Source organism: Photobacterium iliopiscarium (assembly GCF_003026395.1).
GTDB lineage: Bacteria > Pseudomonadota > Gammaproteobacteria > Enterobacterales > Vibrionaceae > Photobacterium > Photobacterium iliopiscarium.
This window is the reverse complement of record NZ_PYOO01000002.1, coordinates 83,179-104,054: the sequence shown is the minus strand read 5'-3', so window position 1 is coordinate 104,054 and position 20,876 is coordinate 83,179. Positions and strand designations below refer to the sequence as shown.

General features: G+C 38.9%; 17 protein-coding genes. 10 read left to right on the top strand and 7 right to left on the bottom strand.

Annotation, left to right across the window (positions count from 1 at the left end):
• The first annotated feature begins 87 nt into the window (after nucleotides 1-87).
• The 3 genes from C9J51_RS03825 to C9J51_RS03815 are packed head-to-tail and all read left to right on the top strand — an operon-like array spanning nucleotide 88 to nucleotide 5,305.
• Complete coding sequence (locus C9J51_RS03825; RefSeq protein ID WP_045039365.1) at nucleotides 88-1,125, top strand: efflux RND transporter periplasmic adaptor subunit; 1,038 nt, start codon at nucleotides 88-90, stop codon at nucleotides 1,123-1,125.
• Nucleotides 1,122-2,216: an efflux RND transporter periplasmic adaptor subunit gene (locus C9J51_RS03820; RefSeq protein WP_181314799.1), complete on the top strand. Its 1,095-nt coding sequence runs from the start codon at nucleotides 1,122-1,124 to the stop codon at nucleotides 2,214-2,216. The genes C9J51_RS03825 and C9J51_RS03820 overlap by 4 nt, the downstream gene beginning before the upstream one ends.
• Complete coding sequence (locus C9J51_RS03815) at nucleotides 2,216-5,305, top strand: efflux RND transporter permease subunit (protein ID WP_045039366.1); 3,090 nt, start codon at nucleotides 2,216-2,218, stop codon at nucleotides 5,303-5,305. Before C9J51_RS03820 ends, C9J51_RS03815 begins: the two co-directional genes overlap by 1 nt.
• An 89-nt stretch (nucleotides 5,306-5,394) precedes the next feature.
• Here C9J51_RS03815 and pyrC read toward each other — a convergent pair whose 3' ends face one another.
• Nucleotides 5,395-6,426 (bottom strand): dihydroorotase, encoded by a 1,032-nt coding sequence (gene pyrC, locus C9J51_RS03810; protein ID WP_045039367.1) that lies wholly within the window; start codon nucleotides 6,424-6,426, stop codon nucleotides 5,395-5,397.
• Between the two features lie 183 nt (nucleotides 6,427-6,609).
• Entirely contained in the window at nucleotides 6,610-8,577 is a 1,968-nt protein-coding gene (locus C9J51_RS03805) for a methyl-accepting chemotaxis protein (RefSeq protein ID WP_045039368.1), read from the bottom strand.
• Between the two features lie 389 nt (nucleotides 8,578-8,966).
• On the opposite strand from C9J51_RS03805, the gene hinT reads away from it, so the two are divergent.
• From hinT to C9J51_RS03775, 6 genes are all read left to right on the top strand, one after another.
• Complete coding sequence (gene hinT / locus C9J51_RS03800) at nucleotides 8,967-9,317, top strand: purine nucleoside phosphoramidase (protein WP_045035585.1); 351 nt, start codon at nucleotides 8,967-8,969, stop codon at nucleotides 9,315-9,317.
• 229 nt (nucleotides 9,318-9,546) lie between these two features.
• Nucleotides 9,547-9,909, top strand: a complete 363-nt coding sequence (locus C9J51_RS03795; protein WP_052667772.1) for a YcfL family protein — start codon at nucleotides 9,547-9,549, stop codon at nucleotides 9,907-9,909.
• Nucleotides 9,910-9,942: 33 nt separating this feature from the next.
• Nucleotides 9,943-10,536, top strand: coding sequence for a penicillin-binding protein activator LpoB (gene lpoB / locus C9J51_RS03790; protein WP_045035583.1), 594 nt, complete (start codon nucleotides 9,943-9,945; stop codon nucleotides 10,534-10,536).
• A 35-nt stretch (nucleotides 10,537-10,571) separates the two neighbouring features.
• The gene (locus C9J51_RS03785; protein ID WP_045039370.1) at nucleotides 10,572-11,513 is read left to right on the top strand and encodes a phosphotransferase; all 942 of its coding nucleotides are present in this window, start codon (nucleotides 10,572-10,574) and stop codon (nucleotides 11,511-11,513) included.
• A 215-nt stretch (nucleotides 11,514-11,728) separates the two neighbouring features.
• Entirely contained in the window at nucleotides 11,729-12,268 is a 540-nt protein-coding gene (gene ycfP, locus C9J51_RS03780; protein ID WP_045039371.1) for an alpha/beta hydrolase YcfP, read from the top strand.
• A 178-nt stretch (nucleotides 12,269-12,446) separates the two neighbouring features.
• On the top strand, nucleotides 12,447-13,736 hold the full coding sequence (locus C9J51_RS03775; protein ID WP_045039372.1) for an NAD(P)/FAD-dependent oxidoreductase: 1,290 nt from the start codon (nucleotides 12,447-12,449) through the stop codon (nucleotides 13,734-13,736).
• Nucleotides 13,737-13,822: 86 nt separating this feature from the next.
• On the opposite strand, the gene C9J51_RS03770 is transcribed toward C9J51_RS03775, so the two are convergent.
• On the bottom strand, nucleotides 13,823-14,296 hold the full coding sequence (locus C9J51_RS03770; RefSeq protein ID WP_045039373.1) for an FKBP-type peptidyl-prolyl cis-trans isomerase: 474 nt from the start codon (nucleotides 14,294-14,296) through the stop codon (nucleotides 13,823-13,825).
• Between the two features lie 265 nt (nucleotides 14,297-14,561).
• On the opposite strand from C9J51_RS03770, the gene C9J51_RS03765 reads away from it, so the two are divergent.
• Complete coding sequence (locus C9J51_RS03765; protein WP_164838137.1) at nucleotides 14,562-15,569, top strand: VirK/YbjX family protein; 1,008 nt, start codon at nucleotides 14,562-14,564, stop codon at nucleotides 15,567-15,569.
• Nucleotides 15,570-15,855: 286 nt separating this feature from the next.
• On the opposite strand, the gene C9J51_RS03760 is transcribed toward C9J51_RS03765, so the two are convergent.
• From C9J51_RS03760 to C9J51_RS03745, 4 genes are all read right to left on the bottom strand, one after another.
• Complete coding sequence (locus C9J51_RS03760; RefSeq protein ID WP_045035579.1) at nucleotides 15,856-16,104, bottom strand: YecH family metal-binding protein; 249 nt, start codon at nucleotides 16,102-16,104, stop codon at nucleotides 15,856-15,858.
• Between the two features lie 97 nt (nucleotides 16,105-16,201).
• The gene (locus C9J51_RS03755; protein ID WP_045039374.1) at nucleotides 16,202-16,753 is read right to left on the bottom strand and encodes a GNAT family N-acetyltransferase; all 552 of its coding nucleotides are present in this window, start codon (nucleotides 16,751-16,753) and stop codon (nucleotides 16,202-16,204) included.
• 83 nt (nucleotides 16,754-16,836) lie between these two features.
• Nucleotides 16,837-20,295 carry a transcription-repair coupling factor gene (mfd, locus tag C9J51_RS03750; RefSeq protein WP_045039375.1) on the bottom strand — a complete coding sequence of 1,153 codons (3,459 nt, stop codon included), beginning with the start codon at nucleotides 20,293-20,295 and terminating at the stop codon, nucleotides 16,837-16,839.
• Entirely contained in the window at nucleotides 20,285-20,869 is a 585-nt protein-coding gene (locus C9J51_RS03745; protein ID WP_045039376.1) for a PilZ domain-containing protein, read from the bottom strand. The genes mfd and C9J51_RS03745 overlap by 11 nt, the downstream gene beginning before the upstream one ends.
• Nucleotides 20,870-20,876: the final 7 nt, after the last annotated feature.

The following is a 20,876-nucleotide window of genomic DNA, read 5'->3' as shown; positions in this document are numbered from 1 at the left end:
TCCACTTCTATTATTCATAGATATATTTCATTCATACAATATTTTAACAATAGTAAATATTCAGTATGAAACATCATGGAGAGTAGTATGAGATATCGCTTTTTTGCGGCATTGCTTACATGTTTAGCATTAAGTGGGTGCAAGGATGATCAAGCCGTGATTGCTGAACCTGAATCTCGCCCCGTAAAATTACAATCAGTTTCAGTGAGTAATAATGAATCACAACGTGCGTTTCCCGCCATTGTTGAAGCTGGCGATAAAGCCGTTTTAGCCTTTCGTGTTTCAGGTCAACTTGCGAGTGTTGATGTCCATCCGGGTCAGTTTGTGACTAAAGGGCAGAGACTTGCGAGCTTAAATACTGATGAATTGTCATTGTTAGTGAAACAATCACAAGCAAAATATGATTTAGCCAGTGTGCAATTTAAGCGCGATAAAAAATTACGTGAGAAAAAAGTGGTATCAGAACTTGATTATGATACTGCGAAAGCCAACCTGAAGCAGGCTAAGGCCGCATTAGATAAAGAAAAATCAAATTTAAGTTATGCCAAGTTAATTGCACCTTATGATGGGCATATTTCTTTGTCTATGGTTGAAAACTATGAATATATTGGTGCTAAACAACCCGTCATGCATATTCAAAGTGCTAAATTAATCAATATGACATTTCAGCTTCCTGATTATCTTTTAGCGCGTTTTCAAGGTAATGCTGAAAATATTAACCCTACTGTTGCATTCGATACTTTAGCTAATCAAACCTTTCCTGCCCAATTTAAAGAAATTGATACTGAGCCTGACAGTAAAACATCCAGTTATAAAGTAACACTCTCAATGGCACGTCCTGAAAGCAGTAATATTATGCCGGGAATGTCTGGCAGCGTATCTATTGTATTGCCGCAAGGAAAAGCGGGTGCAATCCCAGTGCGAGCCATCATGGTTGACGGTAATAAAAGCTATGTGTGGCGTGTTGATGATAAGCAGCAAGTTGTAAGAACCGAAGTGACATTAGACAGTAATAACCGTGTTATTGCAGGGCTGAATGATGGTGATGTTATAGCAACATCGGGTGTTTCTGAATTGCAATCAGGTCAAAAGGTCCGCTCATGGATCAAGGAGCGAGGACTATGATCAAACGTTACAGTTTATTGGCACTGTCAATTGGCACCGCGTTGTTACTTTTCGGGTGTGATAAGCCGAGTGTTGAGCCGCGTCAAGAGCAACCGTTGGTAAAAGTACAGCAGGTTAAATCAGGGAAACAATCACCTAAATTAACCTTTCCTGCGGTGGCATCTGCCGCTGATAAATCAGTTTTATCATTTCGTCTTGCAGGAGAAGTGATACAGATATTAGTGCGCTCAGGAGATAGAGTTAAACAAGGCCAAGTGTTAGCTCGATTAGATCCCAGTGATTTTAAATTAGAAGTTGATGATGCTCAGGCCAAATACAATGTGATAAATAGCCAATATCGTCGTTCAGCAACATTATTAAAAAATGGTTATTTACCTCAGTCTCAATTTGATGAGTTAAAGGCCAAGCGAAGTATTGCAAAAGCTAACCTTGATTTAGCCCAATTACAGCTCAGTTTTACGGTACTTAAAGCCCCTTTTAGTGGTGTGATTTCAATTATACCTGTTGAGCAATTTGAGAATATCAAAGTTGGTCAGCAAATGATGAATATCCATAGTACTGATTCTGTCGATATCGAAATTCAAGCACCCGATATGATTTACTCCAAGCAAAGTATATTGGATGTTGATCAAGGGCAACGTGCTACCGCGAAAGCGATTTTACCTAATGGTGAAAAATATGCGGTGACATTAAAAGAGTTCACGACCGAACCTGATCCCACATCCGGTTCATTTCTGGTGACTTTAACCATGCCAATGCCTAAAGATCAGTTCATTTTAGACGGTATGTCGATTGAAGTTGAAGCCGATGCGCAGAAGTTACAAGTTTATACGATAGGGCAACAAATAGTGCCACTAGAGGCCTTATTTAATTTGGATGGCGATGATCTTGCTTCATTAAATAAATATGTATGGGTGCTCTCTGCTGATAATACGGTGTCAAAACGTCAAATTGTGACGGATAAGGTTGTACCTGAAGGTGTGCGGTTAAAATCCGGCGTTAAAGAAGGGGAAATAGTCGTTGTTACAGGCGTTAACCGCTTAAGAGATGGACAGAAAGTGGTGGTATTTACTCAGGAGGAGGCACAGTAATGAAACAAGATATCGCGACGTATTTTATTAAAAACAAAGTGATTAGCTGGATGCTTACACTGATATTTTTAGTTGGTGGCACTGTGTCTTTCTTTGGTCTTGGACAGTTAGAAGATCCGGCTTTTACGATTAAAGATGCCATGGTTGTTACTGCTTATCCTGGGGCTACACCGCAACAAGTAGAAGAAGAAGTGACTTATCCGATAGAGAAAGCGATTCAGCAACTGACTTATGTTGATGAAGTTAATTCACTGTCTAGTCGAGGGCTTTCTCAAATCACAGTGACGATGAAAAACAATTATGGACCTGATGATTTACCGCAAATTTGGGATGAGTTACGACGAAAAGTTAATGACATTTCATCAAACTTACCGCCAGGAGTAGCAAAGCCAAAAGTGATTGATGATTTTGGCGACGTCTTTGGCATTTTATTGGCGATTACAGGTGAGGGTTATAGCTACAAAGAGCTGAGTGATTACGTTGATTATCTGCGGCGTGAAATTGAGCTGGTGGATGGTGTCGGTAAGGTTTCTGTTACCGGTAATCAGCAAGAACAAGTATTTATTGAAATATCGATGCAACGTTTAAGCAGTTTAGGTATTTCATTGGATACCATTTATAACATTTTAGCGACTCAAAACTTAGTCACGAGTGCGGGGGCTGTACGTATTGGTGATGAATATGTTCGGGTTCATCCAACGGGTGAGTTTAAGAATGTTGATGAGTTGGGTGATTTAATTATTACCGATAAAGGCGCAAATGGATTAATTTATTTGCGTGATGTTGCTGATATTAAAAAAGGTTTCAAAGAGATCCCTGATAATTTAGTCAGTTTTGATGGTCATCAAGCGCTTAATATGGGGGTGTCATTTGTCGACGGTGTTAACGTTGTTGAAGTAGGTCAACGCGTGATGCAGCGATTGGCAGAGCTCAAAGAACAACAACCTGTTGGTATCGATATCGATGAAGTATATAGCCAGCCGACAGAAGTTGATAAATCAGTCAGTGGTTTCGTGGTTAGCTTAGGCCAAGCGGTTGCGATTGTTATTATTGTACTGCTGTTTTTTATGGGGTTGCGTTCAGGGCTGTTAATTGGCCTTATCTTGCTATTAACCGTACTTGGCACCTTTGTGTTTATGAAGTGGATGGCAATAGATCTTCAACGTATATCATTAGGTGCATTGGTTATCGCACTGGGTATGCTGGTGGACAATGCCATTGTAGTAGTTGAAGGGATTCTGATCGGGATGCAAAAGGGGCGAACGCGTGCGCAAGCTGCCTCAGACATTGTCACTCAAACTAAGTGGCCGTTACTGGGCGCAACCGTGATTGCGGTGATGGCTTTTGCGCCGATTGGTTTGTCGCAAGATTCAACTGGTGAATATTGCCGAACTTTATTTACCGTGTTGCTTATTTCACTGATGTTAAGTTGGTTTACTGCTATTTCATTAACGCCTTTCTTTGCTGATATCTTCTTTAAAAATGTCAACGTTGAACAAGGCGAAAATCAAAAAGATCCCTACAGCGGTATTTTCTTTGTGGTATACCGAAAGTCGCTAGAGTTTTGTATGCGTCGCGCATGGTTAACGATACTGACATTGATTTTGATGCTTGGTGGTAGCTTATACGGCTTTACGTTATTGAAACAATCATTCTTTCCTGCCTCAACAACACCCATGTTTATGGTCGATGTGTGGTTACCGGAAGGGACGGATATTCGCGCCACTAATGATACTTTGAAATCGTTAGAAAAAGTGGTAAATGCAGAAGACGGTGTTAATTATGTTAGTTCAAGTGCGGGTAAAGGTTCACAGCGTTTTATGCTGACCTATGCGCCGGAGAAAAGCTATGCGTCTTACGGTGAATTGATTGTTCGAGTTAAGCGCTTTGAAGATGTGATCCCTGTTATGCGTAAATTTAGTCAAGCGATGAATAAAGACCATCCTGAGGTTGAATACAAACTCAAACAGGTGATGTTAGGCCCGTCATCGGGTTCTAAAATTGAAGCTCGAATTGTGGGCTCTGATCCAACAATTCTGCGTGGTATTGCCTCGCAAGTGGTTGATATAATGAATGCTGATCCTGGCGCCTTTAATATTCGTCATGACTGGCGAGAGCGTACTAAAGTCATAGAGCCTGTGTTTAATGAAAGCCAAGCCAGACGCTATGGTATTACTAAAAAAGAGGTTGATGAACTGCTACAAATGGCGTTTTCAGGGATTAACATTGGATTGTACCGTGAAGGAACAAACTTGATGCCAATAGTGGCCCGATTACCAGAAGAAGAACGGGTTGATATTAGTACCATTGAAGGCATGAAGATTTGGAGCCCAGCCATTCAAGGTTATATTCCATTACAACAAGTGGTATTAGGCGTTAATGTGCGCTGGGAAGATCCATTAGTGGTGCGTAAAAATCGAAAACGTATGCTAACCATTATGGCGGATCCTGATCCTTTAGGTGATGAAACAGCGGCATCGGTTCAAGCGCGTCTTTTACCTCTTATTGAAACCATTGATTTGCCCGCAGGTTATAGCTTGGAGTGGGGCGGTGAGTATGAATCATCCGCTGATGCTAAAGCGTCACTATTCCAAACCATGCCAATGGGTTATTTAGCCATGTTCTTAATTACAATATTCTTGTTTAACAAAGTTAAAGAAGCACTGATTGTGTGGGCAACGGTACCACTGGCGATTATTGGGGTAACGATAGGGTTACTGCTACTGAATACGCCTTTTGGTTTTATGGCATTACTTGGGTTTTTGAGCCTATCGGGAATGCTGGTAAAAAACGGTATCGTATTGTTAGATCAAATTGAAATTGAGATCGCCAGCGGCAAAGAGAAATATCTCGCGGTGGTTGATGCAGCAGTCAGTCGTGTTCGCCCTGTGTGTATGGCAGCGATAACCACTGTTTTAGGTATGTTACCTTTGCTGCCCGATGTTTTCTTTAAGCCGATGGCGGTTACGATTATGTTCGGATTGAGCTTTGCTACGGTGCTGACATTGATTGTAGTGCCGGTGCTATACCGCTTATTTCATAAATTGAAAATACCAGCAGATCAAACAGCACAACAGCCGATAGTGTAAAGTAAAGAGGATTTAAACGAACAATAATATAAACTAAAAAGGCTTCCTAAAGAGGAAGCCTTTTTTTTATCATCATTAGAGCAACTGAATTAAGCGAGTACTTTCCAAGTCATCATTTCACCGGCTTTAATTGGCACCACGGTATCATGACCAAATTGCATTTCTTCAGCAACTTTCCAAGCATCTTTGGTTAATGTAATGGTGTCGGTGTTACGGGGTAGGCCATAAAAATCAGCACCATTGAAACTGGCAAAGGCTTCTAATTTATCCAGTGCGCCTGCTTGTTCAAATACTTCAGCATATAATTCAATTGCCGCATGGGCGGTGTAAGATCCTGCACAACCACAAGCTGCTTCTTTGCGTCCTTTTACATGGGGTGCGCTGTCTGTGCCTAAGAAGAACTTCGCATTGCCACTGGTTGCTGCGGCAATTAAAGCTTGTTGATGAGTATTACGCTTTAAAATCGGTAAGCAATAGAAGTGAGGACGAATACCGCCGACTAACATATGATTACGGTTAAACATTAAATGGTGCGCAGTAATGGTCGCCCCAACATGTGGACCTGCATTGGTTACAAACTCAACCGCATCAGCCGTAGTGATATGTTCCAGCACGATTTTTAACGCTGTAAATTCATTAACGATAGGTGCTAATACGGTGTCTAAGAACGCTTTTTCACGATCAAAAATATCAACATCATGATGGGTGACTTCGCCATGAATCAGTAGCGGCATGCCGACCTGTTGCATCGCTTCTAATGCTGGGCGAATATGATTGATTGAAGTAACGCCTGAATCTGAATTGGTGGTGGCACCCGCAGGGTAAAGCTTGGCGGCGTAAACATGACCAGAGGCATGTGCTCGTTGAATTTCTTCAGCTGATGTTTTATCGGTGAGATAAATAACCATTAGCGGTGAGAAGTTACTTTGAGGATTTACTTGCAGAATGCGGTTACGGTAGGCTAAAGCCGACTCAGTATCTGTAACAGGGGGAATAAGATTTGGCATGATAATCGCGCGACCCATATAACGGCTAATATCACGAACTGTATCAGCGAGTACATCGCCATCACGTAAATGTGTATGCCAGTCGTCTGGACGTGTAATTGTTAACATCGTCATTTTTTCTTCCCTCCCAAAAAATTTGTCCGATTCTAAAAGTAACGCCCGCCGAAGTAAAGTTGATAAATCAAACAATGTGGTTAATTGCTGCTTTAAAAAGCAATCGATTGCAGTGAGGTGATAAAAATGAAGTAAACTCACCGATCTAGAGAGGATTACAAACATGATCGGTGAGCTATATTGTTATAATTTGAAGCGACTAACGAGAGTGTTTTGTTCGGTGGCTAAATGTTCGAGTTTCACTCCTGTATCTGCCATTTCTTCCATGGTGTTATAACTATTATCAGCAATGTGACTAATATCTTCTAAGCTACGGGCAATTTCGGTAGTGGTACAACGTTGTTCTTCTGCTGCTTGTGCAATTTGACTACTCATATCACTGATTTCAATAATAATCGCTTGAATTTCTTCCATTGAACTATTGGCATTAGAAGCAAGGCTAATACTATTATCCATTTCAATAACGCAACTTTGCATCATGTTCATTGCTTGGCCTGAGCTGGTTTGTAAGTTTTTGATCATTGCTTCAATTTCAGCGGTGGAATCAGTGGTACGTTTAGCCAATACTCTAACTTCATCGGCGACCACGGCAAATCCACGCCCTTGTTCACCGGCTCTGGCGGCTTCAATGGCGGCATTAAGTGCTAACAGATTTGTTTGATCGGCAATATTACGAATAACATCTAAAATTGATCCAATATTACTGCTCATTTTTTGTAATTGTTCAACGGCATGGACGGATTCATCTAAGCGGGTTGAAAGTTGGTGAGCGGTATTGATGTTACTGGTCATGACTTCACGACCCGTTGCTGATGCTTGTTCTACTTCATTAACTCGCTCCATGGTGATTTGGATATTTTTCGATACATCAGTGACCGAATGTTCCATTTCAACCATTGCTGTTGCAGCTGAAGCTGTTTGTTGACGTTGGTTGTTTAACCGTTGTTTTGCTTCAGCTGTTGTGGTGTGATTTTCCGTTGCAACAGTACTTAATTCTGCTGATGTATGGCTGATTTGGGTTAAAATTTGCTGTAAATTTTGAGCCAGCATATTAATGTGATGACTAAGCTGACTAAATTCAATGAAGGCACTGGTTTCTGTTCGTTGAGTCATATTGCCAGTGGTTAATGCTTCTAATGTTTTTAATATTGCCATTAAAGGACGACGTACGCTGCGGGCTAAATACCAACCGACGATGATCGCTAACAAGATAACCGCGATACCGATGATAATGGCTTTAGTCACTACTTCAGTGTAGGTCATATCGGCCGTTGCAATGGTCGTGCTCATTTGACTATTCGCTTGTTTATTAAAATTCCCTACAAGATCCATTGCTTGGTTAATTTCTTTCGCTAACGTTGCAATATTACTGTAAAGGCGATGCTGTGCTTGAATATATTCAAAATGTTGATCAAGCACACCACCGGCTCGCCCAATATCAAGGCTATATTGCTCGACTGATTTATTAAAGGCTTGCTTTAACTCAGGTTGTAATACTGATAATGAACGGAAGGTGTTTTTAAGATGATTAACACTGATTTTATTACTTTTAATGGCTTTTTCTATTACTGTCGTGTCATCAGAAGCTAACGCATCTAAAGTGATTGTCTCGGTTTCTTTTAATTTTAAGAAATAGTTTTTAGATAGCATTTTGACCGTAAGGTTATCTTGCTCGTTAATGAACTCTTTCATACCAATGTTAAGTTCTGTTTGTAGCTGTTGAAATTGACGTGAAGATTGTTGGCGCTCATTAGTGGCAAGTAACAACAACCGATAATTTGTCATTGCAACTGTCGCTTCAGTAAAGTAACGCTGTTCTAATGCGGTTAACGCCTGAATTGATTTTTTTAATTGTGGGTTATTCTTTGTCACTTGTTGTAGTTGATTACGTGCTTGTTGAAAAACCGTCGTTTGTTGTTCAAATTCAGTACTGTAAGCGGTCATTACTTGGGGATCTTGGCTGGTCAGATAATCTTTAAATATTTTATCTGCGACAAGTAATTGTAGGCTAACGTTATGTGATGCTGAAACTAAAGGGAGAGCATCTGTGGTAATTGATTTTAACTGGTTATGTATCCGATCAATACCATCAAGCATGAACATAACAGTAACGACAAATAACGAGACTAAGATAGTGAAACCTAGGTACATACGACGAATGACCGAGGTTTGAGATTTTTTTTTCATAATATCCCTAATTTCAGAAAGGCTGAGAATATTGCGATCATTGATAATAATATTCTTTATAACGATGATGATTAGTCATAAAAATAATGACTATAAGCGATTTATTTTGTTGTTATAATTGAGTTTTATAATGTTACGTTAGTTTGATTGATCTATCGTCTCGAACTTCAAAATCTTAACTTTTTGATGATGGCATTGATGAATATTTTGATGGTTGTTGCAAAAAAAACGGTAAAATATGAAAAGTGGTGTGAAAAAAGAGTTTAAAACAGTGTTCAATATTGCCCTCTAGACGTGGGTAGCGCATACTTAACCTAGAATTAATGTAAGCTGATTATTTAATGGAGTCAGGTATGGCTGAAGAAACTATTTTTAGTAAGATCATTCGTAAAGAAATTCCAGCAGACGTTTTATATCAAGATGAATTAGTAACGGCATTTCGTGATATTAATCCTCGCGCACCAAGCCATATCCTTATTATTCCGAACAAATTGTTGCCTACGGTCAATGATGTTGAAGCCGAAGATGAGTTAATGATGGGACGTATGTTTACGGTTGCGCGTAAACTTGCACAAAGTGAAGGTGTTGCTGAAGATGGTTACCGTTTGATTGTTAATTGCAATCCTTTTGGTGGCCAAGAAGTGTATCATATTCACATGCACCTATTAGGCGGTCGCCCATTAGGTCCAATGATTGTTAGCTAATAAGTAATAAATTCTTAGCATGAAATTGCAATAGAATCTGTTGATAATAAAGCTTGAGTATGAAATGGCTAATCTGTTAATAATGATTGGTTATTGGTTACTCAGGCTTTTTTTATTCTTTTGAATAGAGTTACAAGATTGATAGATAACCTATTGAAAATTAGGAGGCTACAGCCTAGCTGTATATTAATATAGCATGAGATATATATCTATATTGACGATATTGTTAGTGACATTACTGACTGGTTGTAGTGGTGCGACAATGTCGGGGATCCGTCTTGAAGAGAGTAATCACAATGTTGTTATTGGCAATACGGTATTAGCGAATAAGCTTCAATTTAGCCATTCAAATACGGAACAACGTGGTGGTTATTTGCATGCATCTGTTGAAGTTATGAACAAAACTGACGCAACTATATCACTGAGTTATCGTTTTTATTGGTATGATGCAAAAGGATTAGAAATAAATCATTTACCGTCAACATTTAGCACACTGACAATGACTCGCAATCAAGTATCGTTACTGCAAGCATTAGCTCCTAGCATAATGGCTACGCAATATCGTATTGCTGTGCGTGACACCAATAATTAATGAATAAAATAGATAATACGAAAGGTAGTTAAAATGAAAAAGAGTGTAATGGCCTTGCTAGCAGCAGCAACGTTATTAGGGGGTTGTGCTCAACCGATTAATTACGGTGGTGGATTGCATGGAATTGAAAATGCAGTAACTAATTTTGGAGCCAGTGATTTAGAAAAGTTATCATCATCAATGGTTGATAAGATGTTGGCTTCAGCGGCTGTTCGTTCTATGACTGCACATGGTGAGCCGATTGTTGTGGTTGATAGTATTAAAAATCAAACTCGACAGCATATTGATACAACAGATTTAACCGCAATAATTACTGAACGTTTACAAGATTCAGGTAAATTTAGTTTTGTTGATCCTGCTCGTGTAAAAGCGGTACGCCAACAATTAAATTTCCGTGAAGATGATCGTTTTGTAAATCAGAGCACTGCAATCCAATTTGGCAATATGGTTGGTGCACAATATATGCTTTATGGTCACGTATCAACGGTAACGAAATCAACATCAAACGGTAAACAAACGTATTATAAAGTGACCATGCGTTTAATGGATTTAAAATCAGGCATTATTGAATGGTCTGATCAAGATCAAGTCATTAAAACAGCTGCAACTAACAGTACTGCTTGGTAACGATAGTATCTTAGTATCAGGTGAGGAATCGCAATATGGTTGATGATGAACATTTTGACTGTGACCTTTTAATTGCCTTACCTGATACTGAATTAATATCAGCATCCGTACTTACAGGGGGACTAACGAATCGTTGTTGGAAATTAACGTTATTTCATCCCTCAATCAACCACAGTAAAGAATATGTATGGCGACCATTCTCGACATCAACACAAGTATTTGGTATTGAACGCCAACATGAATACCAATTATTGTCGATGATCGCTGATACTGAGTTAGCACCAAAACCATTACAGTTAGTTGTTAGTGCTGAACCATCGGCAGAAAAATCGACATCACAACCGACCACACAAGTAATAGGGCTGGTGGTTGAATGGTTATCTGGCGTAGAAGCAACCACGGTATTTTCTGATCAGAGACTGTGCCAATTACAAGCCAAAGTACACCAACTGCCATTACCTTGGTGGCGATTAGATGTCCATCAACGTGCAGAGCATTATTGGCAATACCTCCATACCGACCATCACACCTCGTCTCTATTCTCAATCTATCGTTTCTTTCAGAGCCAGCCTTTACCTGTAGCATTTGATGACTGTTGTTGTCACTTTGATCTCGGACGCTATAACGTTATCGTGCCATCGATTAATACCGACACTATTGCCAGTGCCAAAATTATTGATTGGGAATATGCAGCTGCAGGGGATCCCAGTTTAGATTTAGCGATGACTATTATTGCTAATGAATTAGATATTGAACAAGTAGTTAATGATTATTGTGATTATCGTGCGCTTATCAATGACGAAACGGTATTTAATAAACAGCAGTGGTTAGCGGCTGTTATCGCGTGGCAGCCATGGTGTCAGTATTTGGCATTATTATGGTATTTGGTTGGCTACGACATTTGGCAGCAACCTGAGTATTTACGACAAGCTTCGCAATTGCAGCAGCAACTCATTGAATATATTAATAACTGTTGATTGATATATACAATTATTGTGTATCAAAATAATCAGTAACTTATGATAAGTAATACACAAACAGAGATGGTGCTTTGGGGCTTGAATCTGTTTTTGTAGGCGAGATCATGTTTTTTGTTTTAAATTTGTTAAAACATTACTTGGATTATGGATTTAACGCGTCGATGTCGGTATAGATAGTAAGTAAAATTATTACTAGATAGCGAGAGATAACAATGATTATTTATTTACATGGCTTTGATTCAACAAGCCCAGGTAATCACGATAAAGTATTGCAATTGCAGTTTATTGATTCTGATGTTCGTTTTCTAAATTACAGCACACTTCATCCCAAACATGATATGCAACATCTTCTAAAAGAAGTGCATAAATTGCTTGAAACCAGTAATGATCCTCAGCCTTTAATTTGTGGTGTTGGCCTTGGCGGTTATTGGGCGGAACGGATTGGATTCTTATCAGGTATAAAGCAGGTCATGTTAAATCCTAATCTGCATCCTGAGCGTAATATGGAAGGAAAAATAGACCGTCCAGAAGAATATGAAGATATTTTGACAAAGTGTGTAACAAATTTTCGTAAAAAAAATACAGGAAATTGTCTTTGTATCCTTTCAACTCATGATGAAGTGTTAGATAATCAGCAAACAAAAGATGCGCTAGATCAATTTTACGACATTATTTGGGATGAAAAAGAATCCCATAAGTTTGCAAAAATATCACAGCATCTACAAAAAATAAAAGCGTTTAAAGCGCAGTAACAACGGAACCATTACCTCCTACATATCACAGACGGGTCGTAGATCCGTCTGCCTACATGCGTGAGCTAATACTTTTTCGCCTAGCAGTCTTTATGCGTGATTATTTACTATCAGCAGACTGCTATGCAATTCAGTCTTTGTCAGTTTTTAAAAATCATAAAATAGAGAGGAAGCTATCTTGACACGTATAATCGTTGTGGGTGGTGGTGCTGGTGGCTTGGAGTTAGCTACTAAATTAGGTCGTACATTAGGCCGTAAACGTCGTGCAGAAATCACATTAGTTGATCGTCGTGCTAGTCATTTATGGAAACCGTTGTTACATGAAGTAGCAACAGGCTCATTAGATGCAGGTGTTGATGCGATTAGTTACCGCGCACATGCTAAAAATCATTCGTTTGATTTCCAGATGGGATCATTACAAGATATTGATCGTGAAACAAAAACGATCACATTAGCAGCATTATATGATAAGCAAAATGAGCTATTGGTACCTGAGCGTTCGTTAGAATACGATATTTTAGTCTTAGCGCTAGGTTCGACCTCAAACGATTTTAATACTCAAGGTGTACGTGATAATTGTATTTTTCTTGATAGCCCCGAACAGGCACACCGTTTCCGTAGTGAAATGAATAACCAGTTCATGAAGTTACATGCCAACAAAGACCAAAAAACAGTTGATATTGCCATTGTTGGTGCAGGTGCAACGGGGGTAGAGCTTTCTGCTGAGTTACACAACGCCGTTCAAGAATTACATAACTACGGTTTTGGTGATCTTGATAGTTCACGTTTAAACATTAATTTAGTGGAAGCGGGTGAGCGTATTTTACCTGCATTGCCACCGCGTATCTCACAAGCTGCGCATAATGAATTAACTAAATTAGGTGTAAATGTTCGTACTGCAACCATGGTGACTAAAGCTGATGAAACAGGCTTAACAACCAAAGATGGCGAGCATATTCCTGCGCAAATCATGGTCTGGGCGGCAGGTATTAAAGCCCCTGATTTCATGAAAGATATTGCGGGTCTTGAAACTAACCGTATTAATCAGTTAGTGGTTAAGCCAACATTAGAAACTACCCGTGATGATAATATTTATGTTATTGGTGATTTAGCATCATGTGTGCAAGAAGATGGCTCATTTGTACCACCGCGCGCACAGGCGGCACACCAAATGGCAAGTCGTTGCTTTTCTAATATCGTGGCTAAATTATCAGATCGTGAGCAAAAGCCGTATATCTATAGCGACCATGGTTCATTAGTCTCATTAAGCCGTTTCTCTACTGTCGGTAGCTTAATGGGGAATCTGTCTAAAGGTTCGATGATGGTTGAAGGCCGTATTGCACGTATGGTTTATATTTCATTGTACCGAATGCATCAAATGGCACTTCATGGCATGTTTAAAACCGGTTTGATTATGTTAGTAGGGCGTATTAACCGTGTGCTTCGTCCAAGCTTAAAACTGCACTAAGATTTTTTTCACGCAATAAAAAACGCCAGTATGATAAACGCTTGTTAATTGAGCGTCATACTGGCGTTGTTATTGGTGTTGATTATTTAGTTAATTTTAAATAACTCAACATCAAAAATAAGTACTGAGCCTGGTGGAATACTACCTGCACCATTATTACCGTAAGCAAGATTTGCGGGAATAAAGAAACGTACTTTTTCACCCACAACCATATGTTGTAAGCCTTCCGTCCAACCTTTAATCACTCGATTTAGTGGGAATGAAATTTTTTCACCACGATCAACTGAACTATCAAAAACAGTCCCATTAAGTAATGTACCGTGGTAATGAACAGTCACTGTATCTGTTGCTTTTGGATGTTCAGTGCCAGTGCCTTGCTGTAATACTAAATATTGCAAACCAGAAGCGGTAGTTTGTACACCTTCTTTTAGTTTGTTTGCAGCTAGAAATTCTTGCCCAATTTTAATGTTTTCTTGCGCCGCTTGTTTGTTGTTGTAAGAGCGATAAAGAAAAAATGCAACTAATGCAGCGATAACGACTGCGATAATAATTTTTGGCACGAGTGTATCCTTACTTAATAAAATTGATTTATCTTACCATTCTCTTTCATAAGTAACAGTATGAAAGCAGAGGCTGCATACTAATTTTTCTTATTTTTAGTGTATCGATTAAGCCTGACTATACGTAAATGAAAGTTAATGTTTAATTTACGTTGTATGTTATTTGTTGATTTGATTCTTTGTTACTGTAATATGCCTTTTTGATATGTATGTGGGCTTAATTATTTCCTCAGGAGATGATAACAATGAGGTCAATAGTAACAGAATGAATAATAATATTAATGATATAAACTTACTTCCACAAGGTGAGTCCATTAATGCTATACATGAATTTAACGAACTACATTCTAAAGACAGCTTTTTTAAAACGATAACAAATATTGCTGATCGTTTTAATTATAAATCTTCTGGATGGAAGCGAAAAAGAAAAGATATAAGATTTATAATATGGAGTTATATACATTACTCGCGTTTAAAGCACTTAATGAATACTTTTTTAACACCCAATCTTAGTGTGATATTAGCGTTGCATCCTCATATTTTAAAAAAACCATTTAAACCTTATTTATGTGTTAATTGGAATAAAAAACAAAGAATTACTTCTGTGACTCAACATTTTCAATGCATGTCAGAGTTGTTTTCATCCAATTTACCTTTAATTTATCGAGATGAAGGTTATTGCTTATTGGAAATAGAAGATCGCGATGAAGCTAAATATAAATTGATATTGGATCGCGGTCAGAATAGAGAAGGGGCTTTGGGGTTACGATTGGTTAATGATAAAAATCAACGTATCTATATGATTACAATGAATTTAAGCCAAGAAAATCAAGGTTCGATGTACATAGGTTCAATACAAGGACCTAATCATGATGTTGAAAATAGAAATGATATAATAAAAGCATTAACGAAAGGATGTCATGGTTTACGGCCGAAAGCGTTAATTCTTGAGTTTGCTATCATGCTTGCCCGTAGTTTAGATATAAAGATGTTATGTGGTATTAGTAATAAATCACATATGTATCAATCTTGGCGGTACATTGGTCGTAAACGTAATGTGGTGACTTTTGATTATGATAGTCATTGGCAAGAATATGGTGCAGAGGTTTTTAATAATGATTTTTATAAAATACCGTTAAATGTTCCTAAAAAAGATTTAGAAAGTTTAAATAGAAATAAAAGAAAACTCTATACGAAGCGCTATCAGTGGTTACAAGAAACTGAATTATTATTTGATGCTAATATTTCAAAAATAATAACCAAAAACAGATAACTAATAGTATCTTCTGCTGTTAGACGACTTTCTATATAATATTTAAAATAAACTAAATACCTGTACTTAAAATATTTAAGTGCAGGTTTTTATCTTATGAATATTAATTTGTTTTATAAAATAAAGTAAATAGTTTGTGATATTATTTAATTGTGCTTTATTCTTCTATTTTAATTGCTCGTTTATAGATAATGCAATTAACTTTTGATGAGGAAATGGGAGATATAAATTACCACCAATATTAGCTAATGACTAAGTCGTGGTGGTAATACGGTGGATTACAATCTTAATGCTGACAGATTTTATCTCGATTTGTATGCAAGTTATCTCCGTCAAGTGTGATCTTATTACGCGATAAAAGAAAGGTAATCAACGCCTCTAATGACAGATCATTGAGTTTACAGGTATGAAAATGCACGTTGGTTCCCCAATGTTGTTCAACATACGCGTGTAATGTTTTGATGGTGAAAGGTGTTGATGCATCGGCAATAAGATTGAGTACATCGTGACCATGGCGACTTTCTGTTGTTTGCATAATGAGAAACTATTTTTTGAATAAAGAGGCGCTAATGATACCTGAAATTAGCGAATGAAAGATTGATGTATACCAATCCCAACGTGATTAACGATGCTTAATATAAATCTTGTGGTATGAGTGAATAGACGTAGCCATTGATGGGCATATTTTGATGAAAAATACGATTTCTCGCCTCGCATTCAAAAACGGCATTACACGCAAGAGCTGTTTTCTGACTGGCATAATTATCAATATGGGTAATTATTTCTAAACGGGTTAGGCCTAACATTTGAAAAGCAAATTGAATAATAGCAAGACTGGCTTCAGTCGCCATGCCTTGACGATGATAACTCTGGGTGATCCAATAGCCGAGATTTGCGGAATTAAATAACGGCACAATAGCACTGAGAGAAACGGCACCAACAAAATCATCATTAAAGCGATCAAAAATAGCCAATTCATAACTGTAATCATGCTGCCAACTTAAACGACTTGCTTCGATCCATTCGTGAGCTTGCTGTTGATCAAAATCAGCATCACACCACTCTAACCAGGGTTGGAGTTGTTCACTTGATTGGGTAACCGCTTCAAGAAAAGCGTTTAAATCTGCGGTCTTAAACGGGCGTAAGATGAGTCGAGGCGTGGTAAGTTCAAAGTCAATTTTCATGATAATTCTTGTCTATGACGTGGTTGTGATAATAACGATAAGAAAGAAACAGCCCTAGACGCTATGTCTAGGGCGGGGTGATATTAAATCATATTTTCTCTAAATTGATTAAGTAGATCTTCCATAAATTTAATTCTCTTTTTACGGTCGGTCTCGCTAGATACAATTTTTAATTTAGTTGGGCCTTCCATCCTGAAATTGTGGGGTTGTGTTTGCAGTAAACCAACCAAGAAATGAGGGTTAATGGCGGCATCTTGTTTAAATTCAAGGTAACCTCCTTTTTCATTACTCTCCACTTTTTTAACCCCAATGATAGCTGCTTTTAGTTTAAGACTATTAACGGTAATTAGGTTGATAGCGGCATCTGGTAAAAGACCAAATCGATCGATTAATTCAACTTTAATCTCATTGAGTTCATTATCATCTTTTGCACTCGCTATGCGTTTATAAAGAGATAATCGAGTATTAATATCAGGGATATAGTCATCAGGTAGTAATGCTGGAATGCGCATTTCAACTTCAGCTTGTTGCTTAAGCAAGTCATCAAGTGTTGGCTCTTTACCTTCACGTAATGACTCTACTGCTTGTTCTAGCATCTCCATAAAGAGGCTAAAACCAACCGATTGAATTTGCCCACTTTGCTCATCACCGAGGAGTTCACCTGCACCACGAATTTCTAAATCATGGGTAGCAAGCGTGAAGCCAGCACCAAGATCTTCAAGTGACGCAATGGCTTCTAAGCGTTTAACCGCATCTTTGGTCATACGTTTTGGGTGTGGCGTTAGTAAATACGCATAGGCTTGGTGGTGGGAGCGACCGACACGGCCACGTAATTGGTGTAATTGCGCTAAGCCAAGGTTATCTGCACGATCCATGATGATGGTATTTGCGGTTGGCACATCAATACCTGTTTCAATAATAGTGGTACAAACCAATACATTAAAACGTTGATGGTAAAAATCACCCATGATCCGTTCAAGTTCACGTTCACGCATTTGACCATGAGCAAAGGTGACACGTGCTTCGGGAATTAACTTGGCTAAATCTTCAGTAGTTTGTTCAATACTATCGACTTCGTTATGTAAGAAGTAAACTTGGCCACCACGGCTAATTTCACGCAATATTGCTTCGCGAATAATATTTTCATCACCTTGACGAACAAAGGTTTTAATCGCTAAACGACGTGCTGGTGGTGTGGCAATAATTGATAAATCACGCATGCCGCTCATCGCCATATTTAATGTACGGGGAATCGGGGTTGCAGTTAGTGTTAAAATATCAACATCAGCACGAATGGCTTTAATTTTTTCTTTCTGGCGTACACCAAAGCGGTGTTCTTCATCGACTACCAGCAATCCAAGATCATGGTAGTTAACGCTGCTATTGAGCAGTTTGTGCGTACCAATAAGAATATCAATCTTACCTTCTTCAACATCCGCTAGAATTTGTTTTTGTTCTTTGGCTGTTTTAAAGCGCGATAATACTTCAACGCGAACCGGCGTATTGGCAAAACGGTCACGGAAATTTTCGAAATGCTGCTGTGCCAATAATGTTGTTGGTACTAAGATAGTAACTTGCTTGTTGTTATCTACTGCAACAAAGGCAGCACGCATTGCGACTTCTGTTTTACCAAAGCCTACGTCACCACAAACAAGACGATCCATGGCTTTTGGTTGGCACATGTCAGATAAGACGGCATTAATCGCTAACGCTTGATCATAGGTTTCTTCATACGGGAAACTGGTACAGAAATCAGCATAGCTTTCACGATCAAGTTTGAACTTAAAGCCCGGTTTTAGCTCACGCATAGCGTAAACTTCAAGTAACTCGGCTGCCACATCACGGACTTTTTCCGCCGCTTTACGACGTGCTTTAACCCACGCTTCACCACCCAACTTATGAATTGGTGCACTCTCTTCAGCACCACCAGAGTAACGACTGATTAAGTGTAATGAGGCAACGGGTACATACAGTTTTGCGCCACCTTGATACTCAAGGGTGACATATTCAGTTTTAATACCGCCAGCTTCTAGTGTTTGTAAGCCTTGGTAGCGCCCGATACCGTGATCGATATGAACCACTGGCTGACCCACTTGTAATTCTGCAAGGTTACGAATAATAGTATCAGCATTAACGGTGGTTTTTTTGTCATTGCGGCGGCGCTGTTGAATACGTTCGCCAAGCAAATCACTTTCACAAATAAAAGCAACCGCAGGTTTTTCAAGAATAAAACCATTTTCCGCTGCACCAATAACCAGACAATGCTTGGCTTTATCCGCCATTGCAGCATCAAGGTTATCAAAAACGGTTGGACGTAGTTTTATGCGCGCTAATAAATCAAATAAGGCTTCACGACGACCTTCAGAGGCAACTGAGAAGATGATCTTGCCTTTAAATTGCTCAGTAAATTGACGTAATTCTGCGAATGGTTCTTTGAGTTGATGGTTAATAGTTATAGCAGGAACGAGCGTTAAAGCAGGGTTATAGCGACCCACTTTTTCAGCGTCAATAGCTTCATGTTGTATTCTTACGCGAGGCAGCTGTTTAAAACCTGCAAACATTTCGTCTTTAGTGAGCCATAATTCTTTAGGTGCAAGTAATGGCCGTAGCGGATCAACGCGACGTTGATCATAACGGTGCTCAGCATCATGTAAGAAAGTGTCTACCGCAGGTTCTAAATCACCTAATGTCACCAATAGTGCATTAGTTGGTAAATAATCAAATAAGGTTTCAGTATGATCAAAAAATAGCGGCTGCCAATATTCAATACCTGTAGGCCAGATTTTTTTGCTAACTTGTTGATAGATAGATTCAGGTTCACGGCGGGCTTCAAATCGTTCACGCCATCGCATACGGAAGTTTTCTATTGCCAATTCATCGGTTGGAAATTCATGCGCAGGCAGTAGATCTATGGAGGTGATTTCTACGGTTGAACGCTGATTCTCAGGGTCAAATTGGCGAATAGAATCCACTTCATCATCAAAGAAATCAATCCGGTATGGTGCATTGCTTCCCATTGGGAAAAGATCAACTAATGATCCTCGGCTAGCGTATTCACCGTGCTCCATCACTTGATCAACGTGACGATAACCAGAGGCTTCTAGCTTTAAGCGTAGTTTTTCTAATGAAATACGATCATCTTTTTTGACAATTAATGCATGTTGATGAATAAACTCTTGCGGTGTTAATCGCTGCAAGAGGGTACTGATAGGGACTAAAATAATGCCGTTTTTCTGCGTTGGCATTTTATACAGACGTGCTAAACGTTCAGAGATAATATCTTGGTGGGGTGAGAAATTATCATAAGGCAATGTTTCCCAATCAGGGAAAACATGGACGTCAAAATCACAGAACTGAGTGATTTCTGGCTGTAACTTCAGTGCGGTTTGAGTATCAGCGACAACGGCAAGTATAGGACCATTATGTTGCGTGGCTATTTCTGCTAATGACAACGCCAACGCAGAACCAGATAAATTACCGATGTAGCGATTATCCCCAGATTTTTTTGGTAAGGGGATTGAGAGTAATGTTTTATTCGTCATTGTTATTATTCATGTTTCGTTGTTGGGTCCGCTGACGTAAAAGCTTTTGTTGGCAATGCAGTGCGGCACGGATTAATAAGTCACGATCTTCTTCTAACAGTTGCGTGTACTGTAACTGGATTAAAAAACGATCATCTAAAGCAGAGCAATTAACCACCTCAGCATAACAATAAATTGCCGCTGCTGGGTGATCTAAAAATAATTTAATAGTGACATTTTGCCCAACGCTAAAAGAGTGTGGGCTATAAAAGCTTAGATTACTGGCGCCAAAGGTTTCGGTAATATAACGATAATTAGCATTATCTTGTTGAGATAGCACGTAAGATAACAGCAGGTTTATTTTACTATTTTGAGCACTAAGGTAATCCACTAGTGCTTTACTGTCTTCTTTACCGAATCCGTTTAATAGGCGTTCTGCATTTTCTTCGAGCGTGTTACATTCGCGAGCTATACGAAACAATGGTGGTATTTCAGCACTGAAAGTCTCGAAATTGGGGAGAGGCTTACCATCAGCTAATGGTTCGACATTGATTGTTAGTCCTAAGTGAACTGAAAAATATTCATCTTGTCTCATTGCTTAC

Coding starts and splice junctions, on each gene's coding strand:
- C9J51_RS03825 (WP_045039365.1), top strand. CDS start 88: ATGAGATATCGCTTTTTTGCGGCATTGCTTACATGTTTAGCATTAAGT.
- C9J51_RS03820 (WP_181314799.1), top strand. CDS start 1,122: ATGATCAAACGTTACAGTTTATTGGCACTGTCAATTGGCACCGCGTTG.
- C9J51_RS03815 (WP_045039366.1), top strand. CDS start 2,216: ATGAAACAAGATATCGCGACGTATTTTATTAAAAACAAAGTGATTAGC.
- pyrC (WP_045039367.1), bottom strand. CDS start 6,426: ATGACGATGTTAACAATTACACGTCCAGACGACTGGCATACACATTTA.
- C9J51_RS03805 (WP_045039368.1), bottom strand. CDS start 8,577: ATGTACCTAGGTTTCACTATCTTAGTCTCGTTATTTGTCGTTACTGTT.
- hinT (WP_045035585.1), top strand. CDS start 8,967: ATGGCTGAAGAAACTATTTTTAGTAAGATCATTCGTAAAGAAATTCCA.
- lpoB (WP_045035583.1), top strand. CDS start 9,943: ATGAAAAAGAGTGTAATGGCCTTGCTAGCAGCAGCAACGTTATTAGGG.
- C9J51_RS03785 (WP_045039370.1), top strand. CDS start 10,572: ATGGTTGATGATGAACATTTTGACTGTGACCTTTTAATTGCCTTACCT.
- ycfP (WP_045039371.1), top strand. CDS start 11,729: ATGATTATTTATTTACATGGCTTTGATTCAACAAGCCCAGGTAATCAC.
- C9J51_RS03765 (WP_164838137.1), top strand. CDS start 14,562: ATGAATAATAATATTAATGATATAAACTTACTTCCACAAGGTGAGTCC.
- C9J51_RS03760 (WP_045035579.1), bottom strand. CDS start 16,104: ATGCAAACAACAGAAAGTCGCCATGGTCACGATGTACTCAATCTTATT.
- C9J51_RS03755 (WP_045039374.1), bottom strand. CDS start 16,753: ATGAAAATTGACTTTGAACTTACCACGCCTCGACTCATCTTACGCCCG.
- mfd (WP_045039375.1), bottom strand. CDS start 20,295: ATGACGAATAAAACATTACTCTCAATCCCCTTACCAAAAAAATCTGGG.
- C9J51_RS03745 (WP_045039376.1), bottom strand. CDS start 20,869: ATGAGACAAGATGAATATTTTTCAGTTCACTTAGGACTAACAATCAAT.